The following is a 24,860-nucleotide window of genomic DNA, read 5'->3' as shown; positions in this document are numbered from 1 at the left end:
TTTTCACAACGTGCCACTACTTATTTCAGACCTGATACCACGGTGCTGTCTGGCGCAGAGGAAGGTTCGAAAGCCACGCCGTTGCTGAAGATCCGCCCACCCAGTGCTCGCAGGCCGATGACTTGATGGTTCTGATCGATGCGGATTTTCAGCGGCGCGGCGCCCGGAGTGTTGGGCAAGCTGATCAGGTGCTCGCCTTTTTTCAGGTGCAGACGCACCACTTGGGTGATGTTGGGCAAGGTGCGCCAAGTGCGAGTGTCCGCGTGCTCAAAGCCATCATGCTGCGTCACGTAGGAGGCTTTGCTTGGGTCGCGCCGGTTATCGGTACCCTGAACGTCAGCCGCCAGGAAGGCGCGATAGGCGGTGCGCTGAATAATGCCGGGCATGTCGTCGCGCAATGTCCGCAGCGACATGTCGGTGATGCTGTTGACGAGGATCAGTGGCTGTTTGCGCCCATCGACGGTCATCTGTGTGAATGCCGGGGTCGAGGTGTCGGGCACCATCACCGGAAACGAAACGTTGGCGACGATGACCTGGCCGTCTTGCAGGCGAACCGGATAGGGCACCCGAACCGAACTGCGCGCCGGCGCCAGGCCGCTTTGAACAATGATCAACACATCACTTTCATTGGCTTTGATGGCGGGTTTGTCGAGTTCGCGCAAGGCCTGTTGAAAGAAGGGCAGGTCGGGTCGCAACTCGATGGCCTGGCGATAACCGGGTGCCGCGAGGTCACGCTCGCCCAGCGCTTCATAGGTAAACCCGGCCAGGTAGTGGCTGAACGCGCTCTGATAGCCGTTCTTCAGTGCGATGACGGAGGGCGCATCGAGGGTGGCCACGGGGTAGCCCTGAAGATCCTTGTAGTGCACGCGAACGCCCTGGGCCTTGGCTTGTTCCTCGACTTGCTCGTATTGTTTTTCCCACTGGCGTGCGATCAGTGCTTCGCGCTCGTGGGTTTTCTTGATATCGGCGCGGGCACCATCGAAGTCATTCACGGCCAACTGGTTCAGGGCCATTTGCGTGGTCAGCATGACCTTTTCATAGTCGTAGCCATCGTAGCGACGCAGTTTGTCATTGATGATGCTGCCCCAATGATCGCCCATCGCGGAAAGAAGTTGAGTGCCGGTGGATTCAACGGTGTCCTGGCGCTGAATCACCATTTGCTCCGCGCTGCGCCAGGCCACCTGACTTTGCGCAATCTCGTCGGCGGCACTCAGGACGGCTCCTTTTTCGAAGTAATAGAGCAGATCCCGATTTTCTTGCGGGTTGTGCAGTTCCAGCAATTGGAGAGCGCCCTGCGGATTTCCTGCTTTCAACTGGTCAGTCGTTTGCGCCAGTTCCAGGTCGTAGTTGCGATAGGCGGCGCAACCGGTCAGTTGCAGGACGAGGCTTAGCAACAGCGAGAAATAGAGGTGTGAGCGCATGGACGATCATTCTTCCCTGAACGGATATCGCGAGGAGATGGCAATTCGCCGCTGAATTTATACGCAGCCGTGCAGGAAACGCCAACAAAGCTTGAGTGAAAGCCATTGGAAGTTAACAATGTGTTACTTCGTATTTCCCCTTGAGATTCATTCATGACTGCCTCCTCCCGTTTTCTGGCGTGGCTAGTGCTGCCGGTTATTGCGTTCTGCAGCCTCAATGCGCTGGCCGACACCGCCGAAGGCGCGCCCAAAGCGCTGCATTTGCTCGACTACATTGGCGCCGACTATCCGGCAACGGTCGAGGCTGGCAAGGTCATCGATGAGTCTGAATACCGCGAACAGCTGGAATTCCTCGGCGTCCTCAAAGGGTTGATCGCCGAATTGCCGGCCAAGCCTGAGCAGGCTGAGCTGGAGCAGGGTGTCAGCAGCCTGAGCGCTGCTATTGCAGCTCGCAAGGACAGCGCCGACGTCGTGCGCCAGGCCCGGCAGCTCGGTGCGAAGCTGGCGGTAGCCTATGAAGTCAGCCAGGCGCCGGTGATTACCCCGGACCCGACTCGCGGTGCGCCGCTGTACGCCCAGCAATGCTCGGTGTGCCACGGCGACGCGGGCGCTGGCGATGGCCCGGCAGGCGTGGGCATGACGCCGCCGCCGGCCAATCTGCGCGATGCGACGCGCCTCGATCGCCTGAGCCTCTACGGGATCTACAACACCTTGGGCCAAGGCGTCGAAGGCACCGACATGCCGTCCTTCGCCGATCAGCTGGATGATCGTCAGCGTTGGGACCTGGCGACCTATATCGCCGGCTTCAGCGCCGATCCGGCGGCAGCGAAATCCGAAAAAACCTACAACATCGCCGACCTGGCCCGTCAGACGCCGGCCGAAGTGTTGGCTGCTGAAGGCCCGCAAGCCGTGGCAACCTTCCGCGCACAACGGGCGCAGCCGCCGCAGGTCAAGCGTGGCCCGGCGCAGTTGCTCGATTACACCGCTGCGACCCTGGACAAGAGCATCGCCGCTTACCGTGCTGGCGAGCACGATCAGGCTTACGACCTGTCGGTGGCAGCGTATCTGGAAGGCTTCGAGTTGGTCGAAAGCTCTCTGGATAACGTCGACGCCAACGTGCGCAAAGACACTGAAAAATCCCTGATGGCGTACCGTCAGTCGTTGCAGGACGGTTTGCCGGTAGCTCAGGTTGAACAGCGCCTGGACGCGGCCAAGTCCAAGTTGAAGGAATCTGCCGGTCTGCTGGGCAGCGATGGCTTGAGCTGGTCCTTGAGCTACATCTCCGGGCTGTTGATTCTGCTGCGCGAAGGCCTGGAAGCGATTCTGGTACTGGCGGCGATCCTCGCGTTCTTGCGCAATACCGGCCAGCAATCGGCGGTGCGCAGCGTCAACGTCGGTTGGGGTTTGGCGCTGGTGGCCGGTTTGGCGACGTGGGCGTTGGCCGCTTACGTGATCGATGTCAGCGGCGCCCAGCGTGAACTGCTGGAAGGCTGCACCGCGCTGTTCGCCAGTGTCATGGTCCTGTGGCTTGGCGTGTGGATGCACGACCGTCGCCACGCCGCAGCCTGGCAGGATTACATCAAGAGCAGTCTGGTGGGCGGCGGTGGGCGTTTCGGCTTTGCGATCCTCGCGTTTTTCTCGGTGTACCGCGAACTGTTCGAAGTGATTCTGTTCTACGAAACCCTGTGGTTGCAGGCCGGTCCTGCCGGGCATAACGCGGTATTGGCGGGCGGCGCCACGGCGCTGGTGCTGTTGATCGGTCTGGCCTGGGTGATCCTGCGCGGTTCGGCCAAGCTGCCGCTGGCGCTGTTCTTCGGCATCAATGCCGGGTTGCTGTGCGCGTTGTCGGTGGTGTTTGCCGGGCATGGCGTGAAGGCGTTGCAGGAAGCCGGGATCTTCGGCACCCGGCCGGTGCCGTTCTTTGACTTTGACTGGCTGGGGATTCATGCGGATGCGTATTCGTTGAGTGCGCAGGCGGTGGCGATTATTGCGATTGTTGTGCTTTATAGCCGCAGTCGGATGGCGGAGAAGCAGCGGGTGCGGGTTTCTTAAAAAGCATTCGCTTCGCTCATATTCGCGGGCAAGCCTCGCTCCTACAGGATTCATGCGCCGGTCGCGTATAACCTGTGTAGGAGCGAGGCTTGCCCGCGAAGCTTTTTAAAAAGAGGTAAACACAATGCGTGTCTGGATCGATGCCGATGCCTGCCCACGGGCGGCCAAGGATCTGGTGGTGAAGTTCGCCCTCAAGCGCCAGTTCGAAGTGGTGCTGGTGGCCGGTCAGCCGCAGATCAAGCCAGGCCTGGCCTTGGTGAAGCTGATCGTGGTGCCCAGCGGCCCGGACGCGGCCGACGATTACCTGGTGGAACACGCGGTGCCTGGTGAACTGGTGATTTGCAGCGATGTGCCGCTGGCGGATCGTTTGGTGAAGAAGGGCGTTTCGGCCCTCGACCCGCGCGGCAAAGAGTTCGATGCGCAGAACATGGGCGATCGGCTGGCGGTACGGAATCTGTTCACCGACCTGCGTGAGCAAGGCCAGATGAGCGGCGGGCCCGCGCCGTTTGGCGAGCGGGAGAAGCAGGCGTTTGCGAATGCACTGGACCGGATACTCACCCGGCTAACCCGTAAACCCTGAGCCACACCCAAAACCCCTGTGGGAGCGGGCTTGCTCGCGAAAGCGGACTGACATTCAACATTAATGTTGGCTGACACACCGCTTTCGCGAGCAAGCCCGCTCCCACATTTTAGTCCGTGTTAAGCGTCGTTTTCGTGGGTCAGTTCGAGGACGCGGTCCACCAGTTTGTTGATCCCGGAAGCCGCTTCGCTAATCGTCTGCGCCAACATATACGCCGGTGTGCTCACCAATTTGCGCGCCTTGTCCTCGACAATGTCGCCCACGGCGCATTCAGTGTGGGTGGCGCCCATTTTGTTCATGGCCGCCGCGGTGTCGGCGTCGTTGCCGATGGTGCAGGTCACGCCCGGGCCGTAAATCTTCGCCGCCAGCGCTGGCGAGATGCAGATCAAGCCCACTGGTTTACCCGCTTCGGCAAACGCCTCGGCCAACGCCAGGACTTCCGGTTGCACCGTGCAGCCGGCGCCTTCGACCGCGAAGTTAGACAGATTCTTGGCCGCGCCAAAACCGCCGGGCACGATCAACGCATCGAAGTCTTCGACGCTGGCCTCGCGCAAATCCTTGATATTGCCCCGGGCGATGCGTGCAGATTCCACCAGGACATTGCGCGACTCGGGCATTTCTTCGCCGGTCAGGTGATTGATCACATGCAACTGCGCGATGTTCGGTGCAAAGCACTGCACCTGGGCGCCGCGCTGGTCCAGGCGCAGCAAGGTGATCACGCTTTCGTGGATCTCGGCGCCGTCGTACACACCACAGCCGGAAAGGATCACTGCAATTTTTTTGCTCATGGGCTTTTCTCCAGATTCATGGCGTTAAATGTCCACTAATTTGTCACTCGTTGCCATAGGGTTAATTCGCGGCTACACCTAGGATCTGTCATCACGATTCCGATCAGGGCGCGTCATGGACTTCATTCTGTATGCGGTGCCGTTTTTCTTTGTGCTGATTGCCGTCGAACTGCTGGCCGACCGTTGGCGCGGGGTCAGCAATTATCGTCTGGCCGACGCGATCAACAGCATCAGCACCGGCGTGCTGTCCACCACCACCGGCCTGTTGACCAAGGGCGTGGGGCTGCTGACGTATGCGTTTGCCCTCGACCATCTGGCGTTGTTCAAACTCTCGGGCGACAGCGTCTGGGTATTCGCCTTTGTCCTCTACGACTTTTGCTATTACTGGCTGCACCGCATGGGCCATGAACGCAACATCCTCTGGGCCGCGCATTCGGTGCATCACCAGAGCGAGGACTACAACCTGTCCACGGCCCTGCGCCAGACCAGCACCGGGTTTCTGTTGAGCTGGATTTTCTACCTGCCCATGGCCGTGCTCGGCGTGCCGTTGCTGGTGTTCATCAGCGTTGCGGCGCTGAACTTGCTGTATCAATTCTGGGTGCACACCAAACACATTCCCAAGCTCGGCTGGTTCGAGTGGTTTTTCGTCACGCCGTCCAATCATCGGGCCCACCATGCACAGAACGCTCTCTACATGGATCGCAACTACGGCGGGGTGTTCATTATTTGGGACCGTCTATTTGGCTCGTTCCAGGAAGAGGACGACAACGAACCGGTGATTTTCGGCGTGACCACGCCACTGGCGAGCTGGAATCCGTTGTGGGCCAACGTGCAGTTCTATGCGCAATTGTGGGATGACGCGAAGCGGGCGCAGAGCAAGTGGGACAAGCTGCGGATCTGGTTCATGCGCACCGGCTGGCGGCCGGCGGACGTGGCGGCGAAGTACCCGATGAACAAGCCCGACCTGAGCCAGTTCCGCAAATTCGAAGTACCGCTGGATGGGCGCCAGCAGATTTACGTGGCGCTGCAGTTCTGCGTCTACATCGCCTTGGGCAGCTACTTGATGAACCTCGAACGCAGTCTGCCGACCGGCGCGCTGGTGCTCGGCTGGGGTGCGGTGGCGTTGGGGTTGTTTACGTTGGGCGTGGCCCTGGAGAATCGTCCGTGGACGTTGAAGCTGGAGCTTGTGCGGCTGGCGTCGAACCTGCCGCTGATGTGGCTGGCGCCGCTGATCGGGCTGTGGCCGGCCAGCGCGGTGGGCTGGGTCGGGCTGCTCAGCTACAGCCTGCTCAGCGGGATCGGTCTCTACTGCTGCAGAAACCGATTCACTCGACTGGCGTCTTAGTCTCGCTGATTCGCGCTTGTTCGGCTTTCAAGGCTTGCTCGTCGGCGTAGATCTTCTTCGCCAGGCGAGCATTCTTGAAGCGCCGGCGCAGCCACAGGCCCAGGCCCAGCAACAACAGCGCGCCGAGCACCCATAGCTCATACTTCTTGACGCTGCCCAGCATGCCTTCGAGCACCGCACCGAAGTGATAGGCCGCCGCCGCCAGGGCGCTGGCCCAGATCGCGGCACCAATCCCGTTCAGCAGCAGGTAGCGTCCCGGCGGATAACCCGACAGGCCGATCGCCACCGGCATCACCGTGCGCAAACCATAGACAAAGCGGAAGCTCAGGACCCAGATGTCCGGGTGCTTGCGGATATGCTCCAGCGCCCGGTCGCCCATCAACTGCCAGCGCGGTTTGCGCGCGAGTAATTTGCGGCCGTGCTTGCGCCCCAGGAAGTACCACAGCTGATCACCGGCATAACTGCCGAAGAACGCCACGACGACGACCAGGTTGATGTCCATGTATCCGCGAAACGCGAGGAAGCCCGCGAGCACCAGGATGGTTTCGCCTTCGAAGAACGTGCCGAGAAAAAGGGCAAAGTAGCCGAAGTCATGCAGAAATTGTTGGAGCATTGTCTGGGTGCTGGCGAAATGAACGCGCAGCCTAACCCTTCGTGCACATTCATGAAAGTGTCCAAATGTGTCTCGACGTGAACAATTCCTACACGGACAATGGAATGCGGCTACGTGTCACGGGGGTAAGCACAACTGTCATCTGTTCGTCATAATGGCCGCTTATAACTGTCACGCTCGCCTGCCAGCGCGGGCTCAGGAGTCTGCCGTGAGCTTTACCCCCGCCAACCGTTTGTTCCCTGCAACCCGCCTGCGTCGCAACCGCCGTGATGATTTTTCGCGTCGACTGGTCCGTGAAAACGTTTTGACCGTCGATGACCTGATCCTGCCGGTGTTTGTGCTGGACGGTGAAAACCGTCGCGAAGCGGTGGCATCTATGCCGGGCGTCGAACGCCTGACCATCGATCTGTTGCTCGAAGAAGCGGCCAAGTGGGTCGAGCTGGGGATTCCGGCTGTGGCGCTGTTCCCGGTGACGCCGCCGGAACTCAAATCGCTGGACGCCGCCGAAGCCTGGAATCCAGAGGGTATTGCCCAGCGCGCCACTCGTGCGCTGCGTGATCGCTTCCCGGAACTCGGCGTGATCACTGACGTGGCCCTGGACCCGTTCACTACCCACGGCCAGGACGGTATCCTCGACGAAGAAGGCTACGTGCAGAACGACATTACCGTCGACGCACTGGTCAAGCAGGCCCTGTCCCACGCCGCAGCCGGCGCTCAGGTAGTGGCGCCGTCGGACATGATGGACGGTCGCATCCAGGCGATCCGCGAAGCCCTTGAACTGGCCGATCACGTGAATGTGCGGATCATGGCTTACTCGGCCAAGTACGCCAGCGCCTATTACGGCCCGTTCCGCGATGCGGTGGGTTCGGCGCTGAACCTGGGCAAGGCCAACAAGGCCTCCTATCAGATGGACCCGGCCAACAGCAACGAAGCCCTGCACGAAGTGGCGGCGGACTTGTCAGAAGGCGCGGACATGGTCATGGTCAAGCCAGGCATGCCGTATCTGGACATCCTTTACCGGGTCAAAGAAGAATTCAAAGTGCCGACGTTTGTTTACCAAGTCAGCGGCGAATACGCCATGCACATGGCGGCGATCCAGAATGGCTGGTTGAGCGAAGGGGTTATCCTCGAATCCCTGACCGCTTTTAAACGTGCAGGCGCAGATGGCATCCTGACTTATTTTGCCGTGCGCGCTGCCCAATTGTTACGAGAGCAAAAATAGCCCTCCCAGGAACATTCGATGAATACCGAAGGACTCTCTGAAGTTGCAGTAAAGGAAGCTCAAGCCGTGGTCGAGCAAATCGCCGAAACACCGCCGGAGCTGGAGCCTACTCCACCCGCGGTGGTCATCGAGGCTGCGCCCGCAGTCCCGGCGATTGCCATTCCCGGCCTGGATGACAGCAGCCTGTACATCCATCGCGAGCTCTCGCAACTGCAGTTCAACATCCGCGTGCTGGAGCAGGCGCTGGATGAGTCCTACCCGTTGCTGGAACGGCTGAAATTCCTGCTGATCTTCTCCAGCAACCTGGACGAGTTCTTCGAGATTCGCGTGGCCGGCCTGAAGAAACAGATCACCTTCGCCCGTGAACAGGCTGGCGCTGATGGCCTGCAACCGCACCAGGCCCTGGCCCGCATCAGCGAGCTGGTGCACGGTTATGTGGACCGCCAGTACGCGATCCTCAACGACATCCTGTTGCCGGAGCTGGAGAAACATCAGGTCCGCTTCATCCGTCGCCGTCACTGGACGACCAAGATCAAAACCTGGGTGCGCCGCTATTTCCGCGACGAGATCGCGCCGATCATCACCCCGATCGGCCTCGACCCGACGCACCCGTTCCCGTTGCTGGTGAACAAGAGCCTGAACTTCATCGTCGAGCTCGAAGGCATCGACGCCTTCGGTCGCGACTCTGGCCTGGCCATCATCCCGGCGCCGCGTTTGCTGCCCCGTGTGATCAAGGTTCCGGAAGAAGTCGGTGGCCCTGGCGACAACTACGTGTTCCTGTCGTCGATGATCCACGCCCACGCCGACGACCTGTTCCAGGGCATGAAGGTGAAAGGCTGCTATCAGTTCCGCCTGACCCGAAACGCCGACCTGGCGGTCGATACCGAAGACGTGGAAGACCTGGCCCGCGCCCTGCGCGGCGAGTTGTTCTCCCGTCGCTACGGTGATGCGGTGCGCCTGGAAGTCGCCGACACTTGCCCGAAACACCTGTCCGACTACTTGCTCAAGCAGTTCAACCTGCACGAGACCGAGCTGTATCAGGTCAACGGCCCGGTCAACCTGACCCGTCTGTTCAGCATCACCGGCCTGGACAGTCAGCGTGCGTTGCAATACCTGCCGTTCACGCCGCAGATCCCGAAACTGCTGCAGAACAGCGAGAACATTTTCAGCGTGATCAGCAAGCAGGACATCCTGCTGTTGCACCCGTTCGAGTCGTTCACCCCGGTAGTCGATTTGCTGCGTCAGGCTGCCAAGGACCCGCATGTATTGGCGGTGCGCCAGACGTTGTACCGCTCCGGCGCCAACTCGGAAATCGTCGATGCGCTGGTGGATGCCGCGCGTAACGGCAAGGAAGTCACGGCGGTGATCGAGTTGCGGGCGCGGTTCGACGAAGAGTCCAACCTGCAACTGGCCAGCCGCCTGCAAGCGGCCGGCGCGGTGGTGATCTACGGCGTGGTCGGCTTCAAGACCCACGCCAAGATGATGCTGATCCTGCGTCGCGAAGCCGGTGAGATCGTCCGCTACGCGCACTTGGGCACTGGCAACTACCACGCGGCCAACGCCCGTCTGTACACCGACTACAGCTTGCTGACCTCGGATGACGCGTTGTGCGAAGACGTCGGCAAATTGTTCAGCCAGTTGATCGGCATGGGCAAGACCCTGCGGATGAAGAAGCTGCTGCACGCGCCGTTCACACTGAAGAAGGGCATGCTCGACATGATTGCCCGGGAGACGCAGTTCGCCCTCGAGAGCAAACCGGCGCACATCATCGCCAAGTTCAACTCGCTGACCGATCCGAAGATCATCCGCGCGCTGTACAAGGCCAGTCAGTCCGGGGTGCGCATCGATCTGGTAGTGCGCGGCATGTGCTGCCTGCGTCCGGGCATTCCGGGGGTGTCCCACAACATCCACGTGCGCTCGATCATCGGCCGCTTCCTGGAACACACCCGGGTCTTCTACTTCCTCAATGGCGGCGAAGAGCAGATGTTCCTTTCCAGTGCGGACTGGATGGAGCGCAACCTCGACAAGCGCGTCGAGACTTGCTTCCCGGTCGAAGGCAAGAAGCTGATCATGCGGGTCAAGAAAGAGCTGGAGCTTTATCTCACCGATAACACCCACAGCTGGAGCCTGCAGTCGGACGGTCGCTACATCCGCAACACCCCGACCGGCAACCAGAACCCGCGCAGCGCCCAGGCTACTTTGCTGGAGCGGTTGGGTAGCCCGATCCTGGCCGTGCGTTAACACCGCAATACCTGTGGGAGCGGGCTTGCTCGCGAAAGCGGAGTGTCAGTCAATAGAGATGTCGACTGACACGCTGCATTCGCGAGCAAGCCCGCTCCCACAAGGGGAATTGCATTGACCGCTGAATCGCGGACATAAAAAAGGCCTTCCGAAGAAGGCCTTTTTTCGTTTTCAGCGGACGTTAAGCGTGAACCCAACCCGCGTCAGCCATTCCGCTTCCAGCGCGAAGTCGGCCTGGGTCAGTTGGTTCTCGTCCAGCCAGTTGGCCGGGAACAGCACGTCCAGGCTGTCGCCGTTGGCACGCAAGGTGACCTGAGGCATTTCCTGGGTGCCGCGGATGTGGTGGAACAGGATCGCAAAGCGCAGCAGCACGCACAGGCGAATCAGCTTGCTGCCATCACTGCCGAAATCCGCAAACTTGTCCCGGGGAATATTGCGGCGGTGACCACGCACCAGCAGCGCGAGCATTTGCTGGTCTTCGCGGGAGAAACCGGCCAGGTCCGAGTGCTCGATCAGGTAGGCGCCGTGCTTGTGGTAGTGATAGTGGGCGATGTCCAGGCCCACTTCATGGACCTTCGCGGCCCAGCCCAGCAACTCGCGCCAGACGCCGTCGTCGAGGTCCCAGTCCTCGGCCACTTGATCGAAGGCATGCAGCGCTTTGCGTTCAACCCGCGCCGCTTGCTCCAGATCAACGTGGTAACGCTCCATCAGCGAGCTGAGGGTGCGCTCACGCACGTCTTCGTGATGATGACGGCCCAGCAGGTCGTAGAGCACGCCTTCGCGCAGAGCGCCTTCACAGTGATCCATACGTTGCAGTTCGAGGGCGTCGAAGATCGCTTCGAGAATCGCCAGGCCCGCCGGAAAGATTGCGCGACGGTCAGGCTTGATGCCTTCGAAGTCGATTTTCTCGACATCACCGAGCTTGATCAGCTTGCGCTTGAGCCAGGCCAGGCCAGTCGCGTTCACTTCGCCGGTGCCGTGTCCGCCGGCCTTCAGCGCCAGGCCAATGGCGCGGATGGTGCCGGAGGAGCCGATGGCTTCATCCCACGTCAGGCGGTGCAGGGCGTGCTCGATGCTCATGATCTCCAGCCGCGCTGCCGTGTACGCCTGGGCGTAACGGGCCGGGGTGACCTTGCCGTCCTTGAAATAGCGCTGGGTGTAGCTGACGCAGCCCATTTGCAGGCTTTCGCGCAGCAGCGGCTCGAAGCGCTGGCCGATGATGAATTCGGTACTGCCGCCGCCGATGTCGGCCACCAGGCGCTTGCCCGGGGTGTCGGCGAGGGTGTGGGAGACGCCGAGGTAGATCAGGCGCGCTTCTTCACGGCCGGAGATGACTTCCACGGGATGGCCGAGGATTTCTTCGGCGCGGCGGATGAATTCGGCGCGGTTACGCGCTTCACGCAAGGCGTTGGTGCCGACGATCCGCACGGCGCCGGGCGGCATACCGTTGATCAGTTGGGCAAAGCGCTTCAGGCAATCAAGCCCGCGTTGCATGGATTCTTCGTTCAGCTGGCGCTCATCGTCGATGCCGGCGGCCAGTTGGACCTTTTCGCCGAGGCGCTCAAGAATACGGATTTCGCCGTTCTGGGCCTTGGCCACGACCATGTGAAAGCTGTTGGAGCCCAGGTCGATTGCGGCGATCAGGGACAGATTCTTGGCTTGGGATTGCGGCATGGTCAGGGGGTCTCGGTCGATAACCCGGACATCGTGCCACGATCAAAGGCTGGCGCCAACGCGTAGCGTTCAAAGCCTTGATCCAACACAGGAAAGTCAGTGACCGCTGCGCGGTCATTCGCGAGCAGGCTCGCTCCCACAGGGATTGCATGAGCACCAAAATCTACTGTGGGAGCGAGCCTGCTCGCGAAGGCGGCTTCGAGAGCGCTGAAAATCCTTCAGCCCGCCGCTTCAACCGTCCCGATAAAATTCGCCAGTTCCGGCGTCTGCGGATTCGCGAACAGAATTTTCGGATCCCCGACCTCATGCACCTTGCCCTGATGCATGAACACCAGCTTATCCCCAACCTCTCGGGCAAACCTCATCTCATGGGTCACCATGATCAGCGTCATCCCTTCCTTGGCCAGTTGCCGAACCACGCTCAGCACTTCGTTGACCAGTTCCGGGTCCAGCGCCGAGGTGATCTCGTCGCACAGCAACACCTTCGGCGACATCGCCAAGGCACGGGCAATCGCCACGCGTTGCTGTTGGCCGCCGGACAAGCGATCGGGGAACGCATCAAACTTCTCCCCCAGTCCGACTCGCTCCAGCATCTGCCGCGCCAGCTCCGCCGCTTTCGCCTTGGGCACTTTCTGCACCACTTGCGGCGCCAGCATCACGTTCTCGCCCACGGTCAGGTGCGGGAACAGGTTGAACTGCTGGAACACCATTCCGACTTTCTGCCGCAAGCTGCGCAGGTCGGCGCGGGCGGCGTCGAGGTATTCGCCGTCGACTTCGATCACGCCATCGTTGATCGACTCCAAACCGTTGAGGGTGCGCAGCAAGGTGGATTTGCCCGAGCCGCTGCGGCCGATGATCGCCACGACTTGGCCTTCCTCGACACTCAGGTCGATGCCTTTGAGCACGTGGTGGTCGCCGTAATATTTATGCAGGGCCGAAATTCTAAGCAGAGGCATGCAGTCTCCTTTCCAGGTAGCGCGCACTGAGGGACAAGGGGTAGCAGAGCAGGAAGTAACCGAGGGCGACGAGGCCGTAGACCATGAACGGTTCGAAGGTCGCGTTGGCGAGCATCCCGCCGGTCTTGGTCAGTTCGGTGAAGCCGATGATCGAGGTGACGGCGGTGCCTTTGACCACCTGCACCGAGAAGCCCACGGTCGGCGCCACGGCGATGCGCAGGGCTTGCGGCAGGATCACGTAGCGCAATTGCTCCAGCGGGTTGAGCGCCAGGCTCGACGAAGCTTCCCACTGGCCGTTGGGAATCGAATCGACGCAGCCGCGCCAGATCTCCGCCAGGTAAGCGCTGGTAAACAGCGTCAACGCCACCGCCGCCGCCATCCACGGTGAAATCTCCACGCCGGCCAACGCCACGCCGAAAAACACCAGGAACAACTGCATCAGCAGCGGCGTGCCCTGGAACAGTTCGATGTAAGTGCGGGCGAAGCTGCGGGGGAAAGTCTTTTTCGAAATGCGCATGACCATGATCAACAAACCGATCACGCCACCGCCGATAAACGCCACCAGCGACAGTGCCAGGGTCCATTGCAGGCCTGTGAGCAGGTTGCGCAGGATGTCCCAAAAAGTGAAATCGCTCATTGGCTGCTCCGCGAAATATAGCGTCGGCCGATCCAGTTCAGCAGTTGGCGGATCATCAGCGCCATGCACAGGTAGATCAGCGTGGTCAGCGCGTAGGTTTCAAAGGCGCGGAAGTTGCGCGACTGGATGAAGTTGGCGGCGAAGCTCAATTCTTCGGTGGCGATCTGCGAACACACCGCCGAACCGAGCATGACGATGATGATCTGGCTGCTCAGCGCCGGCCAGACTTTGCCCAGCGCTGGCAGCAAGACCACGTGGCGGAAGGCTTCGAAACGACTCATCGCCAGCGCGGCGGCGGCTTCCAGCTGACCCCGGGGGATCGCCTGGATGCCGGCGCGGATGATCTCGGTCGAATAAGCCCCGAGGTTGATCACCATCGCCAGCACCGCTGCCTGCCATTCGGAAATCTGCACGCCCAGGGACGGCAGACCGAAGAAGATGAAGAACAACTGCACCAGGAACGGCGTGTTGCGGATCAGCTCGACGTACACGCCGAAGATCGCCGAGAACGGGCGGATGTTCCACGCCCGCACCAGCGCCCCGACGATGCCCAGGCCCACCCCGAACACCGCGCCGATGGCCGTCAGTTCAAGGGTGAACAGCGCACCGCGCAACAGCAGGTCGGTGTTTTGCACCACCGGAAGAAAATCGAACTGGTAAGCCATAAATAGTCTCCTGCGCGACGATCAGAGATCGGCCGGCAGCGGCTCTTTCAGCCAGGTCAGGGCGTTTTTCTCCAGCGAACCGTCGGTCTTGGCGGTGGCGAGGATCTGGTTGACCTTGTCCAGCAGCGCCGGCTCGTTCTTGTTCACGCCGACGTAGACCGGCGAGTCCTTGAGCTTCACTTTCAGTGCCGGCACGCGTTTCGGGTTTTTCTCGCTGATGGCGACCATCACCACGTTGCCGCTGGCGATCAGGTCAACCTGGCCGGCGAGGTAGGCGGCGATGGTCGAGTTGTTGTCTTCGAAGCGCTTGATGGTCGCGCCTTCCGGAGCGACTTTGGTCAGCTCGATGTCTTCGATGGCGCCACGGGTGACGCTGATGGTTTTGCCCTTGAGGTCGTCCAGGCCCTTGATCGCGGCGTCTGGCGGACCGAACACGGCGAGGTAGAACGGTGCGTAGGCGCGGGAGAAGTCGATGACTTTTTCGCGCTCCGGGTTTTTACCGAGGCTGGAAATCACCAGGTCGACCTTGCCGGTGGTCAGGAACGGAATGCGATTGGTGCTGTTGACCGGGGTCAGTTCGAGTTTGACCTTGAGCTGGTCGGCCAGCAGCTTGGCGGTGTCGATGTCCAGGCCGCGAGGTTTCATGTCCGGGCCGACCGAGCCGAACGGCGGGAAGTCCTGGGGCACGGCGACCTTGAGGGTGCCGCGCTTGACCACATCCTCCAGACCGTCGGCGTGGGCGGGTGCCTGGCTCAGCATCAGGCTGGCAAACAGGGCAGCGAGGAGGGCGCTGTAACGCTGGGTCATGGCAAATCTCCGAATCGGCGAGAAGTGATTTCTGCGGTTCGACAGAGCACGGGCCATGCCAACATCAGGATTAGGCGGCGGCAGGCCACGGTTTTGCTGGTTTTGATCGGTCTTACTGGTCTGAACAGTCAGGTCGCATTTCGCACCTCGATAGCGCATCGCGTTGACGCACCGAACCCCCGTGGGGCACGACTTGCCGGACGCGGCGAATAGCTTTACAACTAGCCGTTCATTGGCCTGGTTCGTCTGAAAAACCATGAATTCGATCTCTCGCGCCGTACCTGAAGTGGCGCTGCAAGCTATCCGCAAACTGATTACCGAGCAGGGCTTCGGGCCGGGGGATGCCTTGCCTTCGCAACGGGATCTGGCGGTGCAATTGGGGGTCAGCCGGGCGTCATTGCGCGAGGCGTTGTCGTCCCTGAGTGCATTGGGGGTGATCAGCATCCAGCCGGGCAAGGGTGTTTTCGTGCAGTCGCCGGTGGATTTGCCCCGGGGCGACGCAGCGGCGAGCTGGCCTTTCGCGGCCCAGGCTTCGCCGCTGGATATCTTTCAATTGCGCTATGCCCTGGAAGGTTTCGCGGCGGGCCTGGCGGCCGTGACTCTGACTACTGATGAGCTTGATGCGCTGGAAGACAACGTAGCTGCCATGCGCAACGAACTGAAGACCGGCGACTTTGATGCGGCGGCGCGGCTGGACTTCGAATTTCACCGGCGCATCCTGCTGGCCAGCGGTAATCAGGCGATGTTGAGCATCCTGACGGCGCGCTCCGACATCTTTCTGGAAAGTCAGAAGCTACCGTTCATCCGGGCCGAGCGGGCCATGGAAACCTGGCAGGAACACCGCAAAATCCTCCGCGCACTGGCGCGACGCTCGTCCGCCGCCGCGCAGAAGGCGATGCAGGAACATGTGCGCAATGCTGCGCTGCGCACCGGAATTGCCTTCGTCGCTCCCGCCACGTCTTGACTTGAGCTATACCCAAACTCATGGACCACCATAGCGAGACTCAATCATCTGCACCTTCCTGAACGAGGGAAGGGCGGCTATGATGGGCCACGTTTTTTTGCTTACAACCTGGAGACTTCCATGAGCAGCGATCTTATCAAACACGTTAGCGACGCTAGCTTCGAGGCCGACGTACTCAAGGCCGAAGGCGCTGTACTGGTCGACTACTGGGCTGAATGGTGCGGCCCTTGCAAAATGATCGCTCCTGTTCTGGACGAAATTGCAGAGACTTACAAAGGCAAGCTGACCATTGCCAAACTGAACATCGACGAAAACCAGGAAACCCCGGCCAAGCACGGCGTGCGTGGTATCCCTACCCTGATGCTGTTCAAGAACGGCAACGTGGAAGCGACCAAGGTTGGCGCGCTGTCCAAGTCGCAACTGGCTGCATTCCTCGACGCCAACATCTAAGTCGGCGACGTTGTAAAAAAAGCCCCGCATATTGCGGGGCTTTTTGCATATTCAGGGCTAGACGCTCCGAAACTCAGGTGGTACATTCGGCCCCGCACTGGTTTCTCCACTGCCCCCTGCTAGCCGTCGCCGACGCACTCCTTTTCGAATAAGTACGCGATCCTGTCGCCTTCTCTGCGGCGCGGCCTCATTAAGCCAAAAGCTTAATTTCCCCCCCTCCATAAATGATTACGTCATTCCTATATGAATCTGACTGAACTCAAGCAAAAGCCGATTACCGAACTGCTCGAATTGGCCGAACAGATGGGCATAGAAAATATGGCCCGTTCGCGCAAGCAGGACGTGATTTTCTCCCTGCTCAAAAAGCACGCGAAAAGCGGCGAGGAAATCTCCGGTGATGGCGTGCTGGAGATTCTCCAGGACGGCTTCGGCTTCCTGCGCTCCGCTGACGCTTCCTATCTCGCCGGCCCGGACGATATCTACGTCTCGCCGAGCCAGATCCGCCGCTTCAACTTGCGTACCGGTGACACCATCGTTGGCAAGATCCGCCCTCCAAAGGAAGGCGAGCGTTATTTCGCGCTGCTCAAGGTCGACACGATCAACTACGATCGTCCCGAGAATGCGAAAAACAAGATTCTCTTCGAGAACCTGACCCCGCTGTTCCCGACCGTGCGCATGAAGATGGAAGCCGGCAACGGTTCCACCGAAGACTTGACCGGTCGTGTCATCGACCTGTGCGCCCCGATCGGCAAAGGCCAGCGCGGTCTGATCGTTGCACCGCCGAAAGCCGGTAAAACGATCATGCTGCAAAACATCGCAGCGAACATCGCACGTAACAATCCTGAAGTTCACCTGATCGTATTGCTGATCGATGAACGTCCGGAAGAAGTAACCGAAATGCAGCGCACCGTGCGCGGCGAAGTGGTTGCCTCGACGTTCGATGAGCCGCCAACCCGCCACGTGCAGGTTGCCGAAATGGTGATCGAGAAGGCCAAGCGCCTGGTCGAACACAAGAAAGACGTGGTGATCCTGCTTGACTCCATCACCCGTCTGGCTCGCGCCTACAACACCGTGATCCCGAGCTCCGGCAAGGTACTGACCGGTGGTGTCGATGCCCACGCCCTGGAGAAACCGAAACGTTTCTTCGGCGCTGCACGGAACATCGAAGAAGGCGGCTCGCTGACCATCATCGCCACCGCGCTGGTTGAAACCGGCTCGAAGATGGACGAAGTGATCTACGAGGAATTCAAAGGCACGGGCAACATGGAACTGCCTCTGGATCGCCGCATCGCTGAAAAACGCGTTTTCCCGGCCATCAACATCAACCGTTCCGGCACCCGCCGCGAAGAGTTGCTGACCGCCGACGACGAGTTGCAGCGCATGTGGATCCTGCGCAAGCTGCTGCACCCGATGGACGAAATCGCTGCCATCGAGTTCCTGGTCGATAAGCTGAAAACGACCAAGACCAACGACGAGTTCTTCTTGTCGATGAAGCGCAAGTAAGACGGTTTTCCAACCGCTAAAAATGGCGTCCTTCGGGGCGCCATTTTTTTTTGCAAAAAAAAAGGGGAGGTTTACGACTAGGGTTGGTCTGTAAACAAACGAAATGGGCCGACGAGCCCAGAACTTTAATCTGACTGGCATTTTCTGTTTATGAGCACACTTGCTTATCGAAGGGATATCGACGGCTTGCGGGCAATCGCCGTGATCGCGGTAGTGTTGTTCCATTTTGGCGTTCCTGGTTTTACCGGCGGCTTTGTCGGTGTCGATGTTTTCTTCGTGATTTCCGGTTACCTGATCACTTCGATCATCTGGAACCAGCGTCAGGCCGGGCGTTTCAGCTTTGTCGATTTCTGGGCGCGGCGTGCCCGGCGGATCCTGCCAGCGCTGTTTGTGATGATTCTCGCGGTGCTGGCGGTGGGTTGGTTCCTGCTGGCGCCCAAGGACTATGAGGAACTGGGGCGCTCGGTGCGCTACCAGGTGATGTTCGTCTCCAACATCCTGTTCATGCGCCAGGATGGTTATTTCGATGTGGCTTCCGACCTCAAACCGTTGCTGCACACCTGGTCGCTGGCGGTTGAAGAGCAGTTCTACATTGTCTTCCCGCTGCTGCTGACGGTGCTGTCGAGCCGCCTCAAACACTGGCGGCTGGCATTGTTCGGTGTGCTGCTGGTGTCGTTCGGGCTTAGCGTCTGGGCCGTGGCGCACCACCCGGAAAAAGCCTTTTTCCTGTTACCGATGCGCGCCTGGGAGCTGTTGGCCGGCGCCATGTTGGCGGTTGCGCCCAGAAGCCAGTGGCGCCTCACGGCGGCCGGAGCCCAGGCTGTCAGCCTGTTCGGCTTCGGGCTGATTCTGCTGGCGGTGTTCGCCTACGACAACAGCACGCCATTCCCCGGTGCTGCGGCGCTGCTGCCGACTCTTGGCGTGGTCGCGCTGATCTGGGCCAACGGTCATCGGCAGACGCTGGTCGGTGGGTTGCTGGCCAGTCGTGTGCTGGTGGGCCTGGGGTTGATTTCCTATTCCTGGTACCTGTGGCATTGGCCGGTGTTTGTGTTCGCCAGTTACGCCAGCGTTGATGAGTCGGGGCCGGTGGAGATCGCAGGGCTGATTCTGCTCACGCTGGTGCTCGGTTATCTGTCGTGGCGATTCGTCGAGACGCCGTTCCGCGAGCGACGCCTATTGGCGGGACGTCGGCAGATCCTGATCGCGGCCGGTTGCGGCGTGCTGGTGCTCGGCCTGGCCGGTCAGGCATTGCGCTGGACCGATGGCTTGCCTTCGCGCTTGTCGGATGAGGCGTTGCAATACGCCAAGGGCAAGGAGTGGCGGCCGGAACTGATGCGTTGTCTGGCCGACGACAAAACCCCTGACGACAAGCTGTTTTGTCACTACGGAACGTCAGCGCCGACGGCTCCAAAAGCCCTGGTCTGGGGCGACAGCCATGCCACGGCGCTGATCCCGGTCTTTGACGATGGCGCGCAACAGCATGGTGTCAGTGTGATCCTTGCCAGTTCCCCGGGCTGCATTCCGGTCGAAGGGCTTGAACACGATCAGCAATGTGCCCGGTTCAATCACCGGGTCGAGAAGGCGTTGAAACCGCAATCGGTAGCCGATGTGGTGCTGGTCGCGCGTTGGAGCCTGTATCTCTATGGCGATGTGAAAGGCGATCTGGGCCATGCGCTGCGTGATTCCCATGGCCAATATGAGCGTCCCGCCGCCGAGCAGCGTCTGGCTGACGGCTTGCAGGCCACGATTCGGCAACTGCGCAATGACGGGCATCGCGTCTGGCTGGTCAAGGAAGCACCGCTGCAACAATTCAGCCCGCCCTATCGCCTGACGCGCCTGGCCATGTTGCATCGCCCGACCGATGACGTTGGTTTGGCAGTGACCGAGCACTTCAAGCGCCAGGCCTTTATCAGCCAACTGTTCGCGCAACTGGCCGCTGCCAATCCGGGGGTGACCGTGGTGGATCCGGCGCCGCTGCTGTGTGATGACGCGGGACTGTGCCGGGTCGAGCTCGACGGGCATTCGCTGTATACCGACGACAATCACCTGTCGGAGATTGGCGCACGGCTCGTGGCGCCGGTGCTTGAGCCACTGTTCAAGCGCTTGCAGGCCCAAGCGAGAGTCGGCAATGGCAACGTGAATGCGGCGAAGTAAGCAGCGATAAGCTGCCAGCGGCCGGCAGAGCAGGTAGGATGTACGCCTATTTTACGGGTGCCATCATCAATGAAATTCAAGGATCTTCGGGATTTCGTGCAGCAGCTTGAGCAGCGCGGAGAGTTGAAACGCATCCATGTCCCTGTCTCTCCAGTGCTGGAGATGACCGAGGTGTGTGATCGCACGCTGCGGGCCAAAGGCCCGGCGTTGCTGTTCGAGAACCCGACCGGCTACGACATCCCGGTCCTCGGCAACCTGTTCGGCACTCCCGAGCGGGTGGCTATGGGCATGGGCGCCGAAGCAGTCAGCGAGCTGCGTGAAATCGGCAAGTTACTGGCGTTCCTCAAGGAACCCGAGCCGCCGAAGGGCTTGAAGGATGCCTGGTCCAAGCTGCCGATCTTCCGCAAGATCATTGCCATGGCGCCGAAAGTCGTCAAAGACGCGGTGTGCCAGGAAGTGGTCATTGAAGGTGACGACGTCGATCTGGCGATGCTGCCCGTGCAGACTTGCTGGCCTGGCGACGTCGGCCCGCTGATCACCTGGGGCCTGACCGTCACCAAAGGCCCGAACAAGGATCGCCAGAACCTCGGTATCTACCGTCAGCAAGTGATCGGCCGCAACAAGGTCATCATGCGCTGGCTGAGCCACCGTGGCGGCGCGCTGGATTACCGCGAGTGGTGCGAGAAACATCCCGGCCAGCCGTTTCCGGTTTCCGTGGCGTTGGGCGCTGACCCGGCGACCATTCTCGGCGCTGTGACGCCGGTGCCGGACAGCCTGTCCGAATACGCTTTCGCCGGTCTGCTGCGCGGTAACCGCACCGAACTGGTGAAGTGCCGTGGCAATGATCTGCAAGTGCCGGCCACTGCCGAAATCATCCTCGAAGGCGTGATCCATCCCGGCGAAATGGCCGACGAAGGTCCGTACGGCGATCACACCGGGTATTACAACGAAGTCGACAGCTTCCCGGTGTTCACCGTCGAGCGCATTACCCACCGGATCAAACCGATCTACCACAGCACCTACACCGGCCGTCCACCGGATGAGCCGGCGATCCTCGGTGTGGCGCTGAACGAAGTGTTCGTGCCGATCCTGCAGAAGCAGTTCCCGGAGATCACTGACTTCTACCTGCCGCCCGAAGGCTGCTCGTACCGCATGGCCATCGTGACCATGAAGAAGTCGTATCCGGGGCATGCCAAGCGGGTAATGCTTGGTGTCTGGTCGTTTTTGCGACAGTTCATGTACACCAAGTTCGTTATCGTCACTGACGACGATATCAACGCGCGAGACTGGAACGACGTGGTCTGGGCCATCACCACGCGCATGGACCCCAAGCGCGACACGGTGATGATCGACAACACGCCGATCGATTACCTCGACTTCGCCTCGCCGGTGTCCGGCCTGGGGTCGAAGATGGGACTCGATGCCACGCATAAATGGCCCGGCGAAACCACTCGCGAGTGGGGCCGGGTGATCGTCAAGGATGAAGCCGTGACCAAACGGATCGATGCCATCTGGAATCAGTTAGGAATAGATTGATGCGTGTAACCTTGCAGCCCTCCGGAGCAGTGCTTGAGATATTGCCCGGCGAGCGGATTCTCGATGGCGCGCGGCGGCTGGGCTATGAATGCCCGCAAAGCTGCCGCAACGGCAATTGCCATGTCTGCGCGGCGTTGCTGGTGGAAGGCCGGGTCGAACAGGCCGGCAATGTGCGTGACCACGGCGAGTTCTACACTTGCATAGCAGAGCCGCTGGAAGACTGCATCGTGCTGTGGGATGGCGTGCTCGCGCTGGGAGAACTGCCGGTGCGCAGCTTGTCGTGTCAGGTCATTGAATGCAGGGACGTTGGCGGGGATACCTTTCGGGTGCACCTGCGGGCACCCGCCGGCAAACCGCCGCGCTATCACGCCGGTCAGTACTTGATGATCGAGCGCGAGAACGGTGAAAAATCCGCGTTCTCCCTGGCTTCGGCACCGCATGCCGGGCGCGATCTGGAAATCCATGTGCTGGCGCGCGAAAGCAGTGCGCTGAGCCTGATCGACCAGTTGCAACGCAACGCCATGGTGCGCATCGAAATGCCCTTCGGCGATACCCATCTGGCGGAATTGCCGGACGGTCCGCTGGTGTTGATCGCAGCTGGCACTGGCATGGGCCAGATCCACAGCCTGATCGAACATTGCCGCGCCACCGGTTTCAAGCATCCGGTACATCTGTATTGGGGCGTGCGCCGTCCCGAAGACTTTTATGAAATCGAACATTGGGACGAATGGCTGAAACTGCCCAATCTGTTCCTGCATAAAGTCGTCAGCGATCAATGCGGTTGGGAAGGGCGCTGCGGCATGCTGCATGAGGCGGTGTGCGAGGACTTTGCTGATCTGAAGTTGCTGCATGTCTACGCCAGCGGCTCACCGGCCATGGTCTACGGCACGCTGGATGCGTTGGTCGAGGCGGGTATGGATGCTCATCAAATGCGCGCGGACGTGTTCGCCTACGCGCCGCGATCTTGATCCGCGGTCTGATCGTTATAACTCCCTATATAGCCGATCGGTATTTATAGATTTATATAAATACCGGTAGGTTATATGTCATATAGGCAATTATTTAAGAACTGTGCCATGGCACTTAAATTGCCTTAAAACATATGTGCCTTATTGTTACAGCGGTGCGTTCTATTAAGTAATTCTTTATCCGCGGGGAGCTGAACGCTATTCGCCATGAGCGCCATTGAATCTGCTTTTCTGAACCTGGCTTACCCGCCGCGGCTCGATCTTGGGCCGCAGCTTACGCACGAACAATTGCTCAGCTCGATGCAATCGACCATGGCGCGCCACAAGGGTGGGCCGGTCTGGCTGTTCGCCTACGGGTCGCTGATCTGGCGTCCTGAATGCCCGGCGGTTGAACGTGTTCGCGGTCGAGTGCACGGCTATCATCGCGGTTTGTACCTGTGGTCCCACGAACATCGCGGCACGCCTGAAGTGCCGGGCTTGGTATTCGGTCTGGATCGCGGCGGCTCTTGCAGCGGTTTCGCTTATCGCTTGCCTGAAGAACAACTCGAAGCGTCGCTTTATGCGCTGTGGCAGCGCGAAATGCCATTTCCGTCCTATCGCCCGCACTGGCTCAACTGCCGTCTTGAAGATGGAAGTCAGGTTCAGGCATTGGGATTTGTGTTGGAACGGCACCTGCCCAGCTATGCCGGCAACTTGCCGGATCATGTGCTGAGCCAGGTATTCGAAAGCGCTTGCGGGCGTTACGGCACCACTCGCGATTATGTCGAGCAGACCGCCAACGCCCTGCGTAGCCACGCCATGCCAGACAAGAATCTGGAGGCGCGGCTCAAGCGTTGCAAATTAAAAGACGATCAGGCGATCGCATCGCGGCTTTGACTGGCGACGTTCTTGTGACCCAGCGTGGGTGCCAGGAACGCCATCGCCAGCAGGCAGGCAACGACCAGCAGAATGAAACCGCCATCCCAGCCGAAGTAGTCCACGGTGTAGCCCATCAGGGCGCTGGCCGCGACTGAACCACCCAGGTAACCGAACAGACCGGTAAAGCCTGCGGCGGTACCGGCGGCTTTCTTCGGCACCAATTCCAGTGCTTGCAAACCCACCAGCATTACCGGGCCGTAGATCAGGAAGCCGATCGCGAACAGCGAGATCATGTCGATCATCGGGTTGCCCGGCGGATTCAGCCAATACACGATCGTCGCAACGGTCACCAGCGCCATGAACACCATGCCTGTCAGGCCGCGGTTGCCACGGAAGATCTTGTCCGACATCCAGCCGCACAACAACGTGCCGGGAATGCCTGCCCACTCGTACAGGAAGTAAGCCCACGAGGTCTTGTCAAAGTCGAAGTGCTTGACCTCCTTGAGGTAGGTCGGTGCCCAGTCCAGGATGCCGTAGCGCAACAGGTAGACGAAGACGTTGGCCAAGGCGATGAACCAGAGCATTTTGTTGCGCAGCACGTATTTGACGAAGATGTCCTTGGCGCTGAATTCTTCTTCGTGGCTGGCGTCGTAGCCTTCCGGGTAATCGTTCTTGTACTTCTCGATCGGCGGCAGGCCGGTCGATTGCGGGGTGTCACGCATCACAATGAAGGCAAACACGGCGACCAGCAGCGCCACGGCGGCCGGCACATAGAACTTGCTGTGCCAGTCGTTGAACCAACCCATGCCGAGAATCGCCAACGGGCCGATCAAACCGCCGCCAACGTTATGCGCAGTGTTCCAGACCGACACCACGCCACCGCGTTCTTTCTGCGACCACCAGTGCACCATGGTCCGCCCGCTCGGTGGCCAGCCCATGCCTTGCGCCCAGCCGTTGATGAACAACAGGATGAACATCATGGTCACGCTGGACGTCGCCCACGGTGCGAAACCGAAAACGAACATCACCCCGGCAGACACCACCAGTCCAAAGGGCAGGAAGTAACGCGGGTTGGAACGGTCGGACACGATGCCCATCAGGAACTTGGACAGACCGTAGGCAATCGCAATCGCCGACATCGCCACACCCAGTTGACCCTTTGTATAGCCTTGGGCAATCAGGTCCGGGAACGCCAGGGTGAAGTTCTTGCGCAGCAGGTAGTAACCCGCGTAGCCAATGAAAATCCCGGCGAAGATCTGCCAGCGAAGGCGTCGGTAGGTGCTGTCTATTTTTTCTTCAGGCAATGGAGCCTGATGTGCGGCAGGACGAAAGAAAGCAAACATTCAAGAGCTCCAGATTTCTTGTTTTGACTGCGGATGCGAATGTTACAGTTTCGTTACCGAAAATAGCACCGGTTCGCATTGGC

21 protein-coding genes are annotated in these 24,860 nt (G+C 60.1%); 12 read left to right on the top strand and 9 right to left on the bottom strand.

Annotation, left to right across the window (positions count from 1 at the left end):
- Window positions 1-20: 20 nt before the first annotated feature.
- Window positions 21-1,421: a COG3014 family protein gene (locus LOY68_RS30695; protein WP_265041616.1), complete on the bottom strand. Its 1,401-nt coding sequence runs from the start codon at window positions 1,419-1,421 to the stop codon at window positions 21-23.
- A 153-nt stretch (window positions 1,422-1,574) separates the two neighbouring features.
- Between LOY68_RS30695 and LOY68_RS30690 the strand changes: the two genes are divergently transcribed.
- Entirely contained in the window at window positions 1,575-3,473 is a 1,899-nt protein-coding gene (locus LOY68_RS30690; RefSeq protein ID WP_265041614.1) for an FTR1 family protein, read from the top strand.
- Between the two features lie 124 nt (window positions 3,474-3,597).
- Window positions 3,598-4,053, top strand: coding sequence for a YaiI/YqxD family protein (locus LOY68_RS30685; RefSeq protein WP_163910725.1), 456 nt, complete (start codon window positions 3,598-3,600; stop codon window positions 4,051-4,053).
- Window positions 4,054-4,172: 119 nt separating this feature from the next.
- Here the strand turns inward: LOY68_RS30685 and elbB are convergent, their stop codons facing one another.
- Window positions 4,173-4,841: an isoprenoid biosynthesis glyoxalase ElbB gene (gene elbB / locus LOY68_RS30680; protein WP_054044676.1), complete on the bottom strand. Its 669-nt coding sequence runs from the start codon at window positions 4,839-4,841 to the stop codon at window positions 4,173-4,175.
- A 115-nt stretch (window positions 4,842-4,956) separates the two neighbouring features.
- On the opposite strand from elbB, the gene LOY68_RS30675 reads away from it, so the two are divergent.
- Window positions 4,957-6,186, top strand: coding sequence for a sterol desaturase family protein (locus tag LOY68_RS30675; RefSeq protein WP_265041611.1), 1,230 nt, complete (start codon window positions 4,957-4,959; stop codon window positions 6,184-6,186).
- Here LOY68_RS30675 and LOY68_RS30670 read toward each other — a convergent pair.
- Window positions 6,167-6,799 (bottom strand): DedA family protein, encoded by a 633-nt coding sequence (locus LOY68_RS30670; protein ID WP_163910729.1) that lies wholly within the window; start codon window positions 6,797-6,799, stop codon window positions 6,167-6,169. The two genes, LOY68_RS30675 and LOY68_RS30670, sit on opposite strands and share 20 nt — an antisense overlap.
- 208 nt (window positions 6,800-7,007) lie before the next feature.
- Between LOY68_RS30670 and hemB the strand changes: the two genes are divergently transcribed.
- Together hemB and ppk1 are read left to right on the top strand one after the other, a co-directional pair.
- Window positions 7,008-8,021, top strand: coding sequence for a porphobilinogen synthase (gene hemB, locus LOY68_RS30665; protein ID WP_265041608.1), 1,014 nt, complete (start codon window positions 7,008-7,010; stop codon window positions 8,019-8,021).
- Between the two features lie 18 nt (window positions 8,022-8,039).
- Window positions 8,040-10,262 carry a polyphosphate kinase 1 gene (gene ppk1 / locus LOY68_RS30660; protein WP_265041606.1) on the top strand — a complete coding sequence of 741 codons (2,223 nt, stop codon included), beginning with the start codon at window positions 8,040-8,042 and terminating at the stop codon, window positions 10,260-10,262.
- 171 nt (window positions 10,263-10,433) lie between these two features.
- Here ppk1 and ppx read toward each other — a convergent pair whose 3' ends face one another.
- The 5 genes from ppx to LOY68_RS30635 all read right to left on the bottom strand — a co-directional run bounded on the left by ppx (window position 10,434) and on the right by LOY68_RS30635 (window position 15,001).
- Window positions 10,434-11,936 carry an exopolyphosphatase gene (gene ppx, locus LOY68_RS30655; protein ID WP_054044664.1) on the bottom strand — a complete coding sequence of 501 codons (1,503 nt, stop codon included), beginning with the start codon at window positions 11,934-11,936 and terminating at the stop codon, window positions 10,434-10,436.
- 218 nt (window positions 11,937-12,154) lie between these two features.
- Window positions 12,155-12,892, bottom strand: coding sequence for an amino acid ABC transporter ATP-binding protein (locus LOY68_RS30650; protein ID WP_054044662.1), 738 nt, complete (start codon window positions 12,890-12,892; stop codon window positions 12,155-12,157).
- Window positions 12,879-13,529, bottom strand: a complete 651-nt coding sequence (locus tag LOY68_RS30645; protein ID WP_054044660.1) for an amino acid ABC transporter permease — start codon at window positions 13,527-13,529, stop codon at window positions 12,879-12,881. Before LOY68_RS30645 ends, LOY68_RS30650 begins: the two co-directional genes overlap by 14 nt.
- Window positions 13,526-14,194 (bottom strand): amino acid ABC transporter permease, encoded by a 669-nt coding sequence (locus tag LOY68_RS30640; protein ID WP_054044658.1) that lies wholly within the window; start codon window positions 14,192-14,194, stop codon window positions 13,526-13,528. Before LOY68_RS30640 ends, LOY68_RS30645 begins: the two co-directional genes overlap by 4 nt.
- 21 nt (window positions 14,195-14,215) lie before the next feature.
- Window positions 14,216-15,001, bottom strand: coding sequence for a transporter substrate-binding domain-containing protein (locus tag LOY68_RS30635; RefSeq protein ID WP_054044657.1), 786 nt, complete (start codon window positions 14,999-15,001; stop codon window positions 14,216-14,218).
- A 256-nt stretch (window positions 15,002-15,257) separates the two neighbouring features.
- On the opposite strand from LOY68_RS30635, the gene LOY68_RS30630 reads away from it, so the two are divergent.
- The 7 genes from LOY68_RS30630 (at window position 15,258) to LOY68_RS30600 (ending at window position 23,452) form a co-directional block, all read left to right on the top strand.
- Window positions 15,258-15,965 (top strand): FadR/GntR family transcriptional regulator, encoded by a 708-nt coding sequence (locus tag LOY68_RS30630; RefSeq protein WP_163910735.1) that lies wholly within the window; start codon window positions 15,258-15,260, stop codon window positions 15,963-15,965.
- Window positions 15,966-16,085: 120 nt separating this feature from the next.
- Window positions 16,086-16,415 carry a thioredoxin TrxA gene (gene trxA, locus LOY68_RS30625; protein WP_003177349.1) on the top strand — a complete coding sequence of 110 codons (330 nt, stop codon included), beginning with the start codon at window positions 16,086-16,088 and terminating at the stop codon, window positions 16,413-16,415.
- A 243-nt stretch (window positions 16,416-16,658) separates the two neighbouring features.
- Window positions 16,659-17,918: a transcription termination factor Rho gene (gene rho, locus LOY68_RS30620; RefSeq protein ID WP_007942421.1), complete on the top strand. Its 1,260-nt coding sequence runs from the start codon at window positions 16,659-16,661 to the stop codon at window positions 17,916-17,918.
- A 150-nt stretch (window positions 17,919-18,068) separates the two neighbouring features.
- Entirely contained in the window at window positions 18,069-20,072 is a 2,004-nt protein-coding gene (locus LOY68_RS30615) for an acyltransferase family protein (protein WP_265041596.1), read from the top strand.
- A 69-nt stretch (window positions 20,073-20,141) separates the two neighbouring features.
- Window positions 20,142-21,608 (top strand): 4-hydroxy-3-polyprenylbenzoate decarboxylase, encoded by a 1,467-nt coding sequence (ubiD, locus tag LOY68_RS30610; RefSeq protein ID WP_054044650.1) that lies wholly within the window; start codon window positions 20,142-20,144, stop codon window positions 21,606-21,608.
- Window positions 21,608-22,576 carry a CDP-6-deoxy-delta-3,4-glucoseen reductase gene (locus LOY68_RS30605; protein WP_265041593.1) on the top strand — a complete coding sequence of 323 codons (969 nt, stop codon included), beginning with the start codon at window positions 21,608-21,610 and terminating at the stop codon, window positions 22,574-22,576. Before ubiD ends, LOY68_RS30605 begins: the two co-directional genes overlap by 1 nt.
- 207 nt (window positions 22,577-22,783) lie before the next feature.
- Window positions 22,784-23,452, top strand: a complete 669-nt coding sequence (locus LOY68_RS30600; protein WP_265041591.1) for a gamma-glutamylcyclotransferase — start codon at window positions 22,784-22,786, stop codon at window positions 23,450-23,452.
- Here LOY68_RS30600 and glpT read toward each other — a convergent pair.
- Complete coding sequence (glpT, locus tag LOY68_RS30595) at window positions 23,428-24,777, bottom strand: glycerol-3-phosphate transporter (RefSeq protein ID WP_265041590.1); 1,350 nt, start codon at window positions 24,775-24,777, stop codon at window positions 23,428-23,430. The two genes, LOY68_RS30600 and glpT, sit on opposite strands and share 25 nt — an antisense overlap.
- Window positions 24,778-24,860: the final 83 nt, after the last annotated feature.

Source organism: Pseudomonas sp. B21-053 (genome assembly GCF_026016365.1).
Classification (GTDB): domain Bacteria; phylum Pseudomonadota; class Gammaproteobacteria; order Pseudomonadales; family Pseudomonadaceae; genus Aquipseudomonas; species Aquipseudomonas nunensis.
Note: the sequence above shows the minus strand (reverse complement) of the source record. Positions and strands in the feature narration are given on the sequence as shown.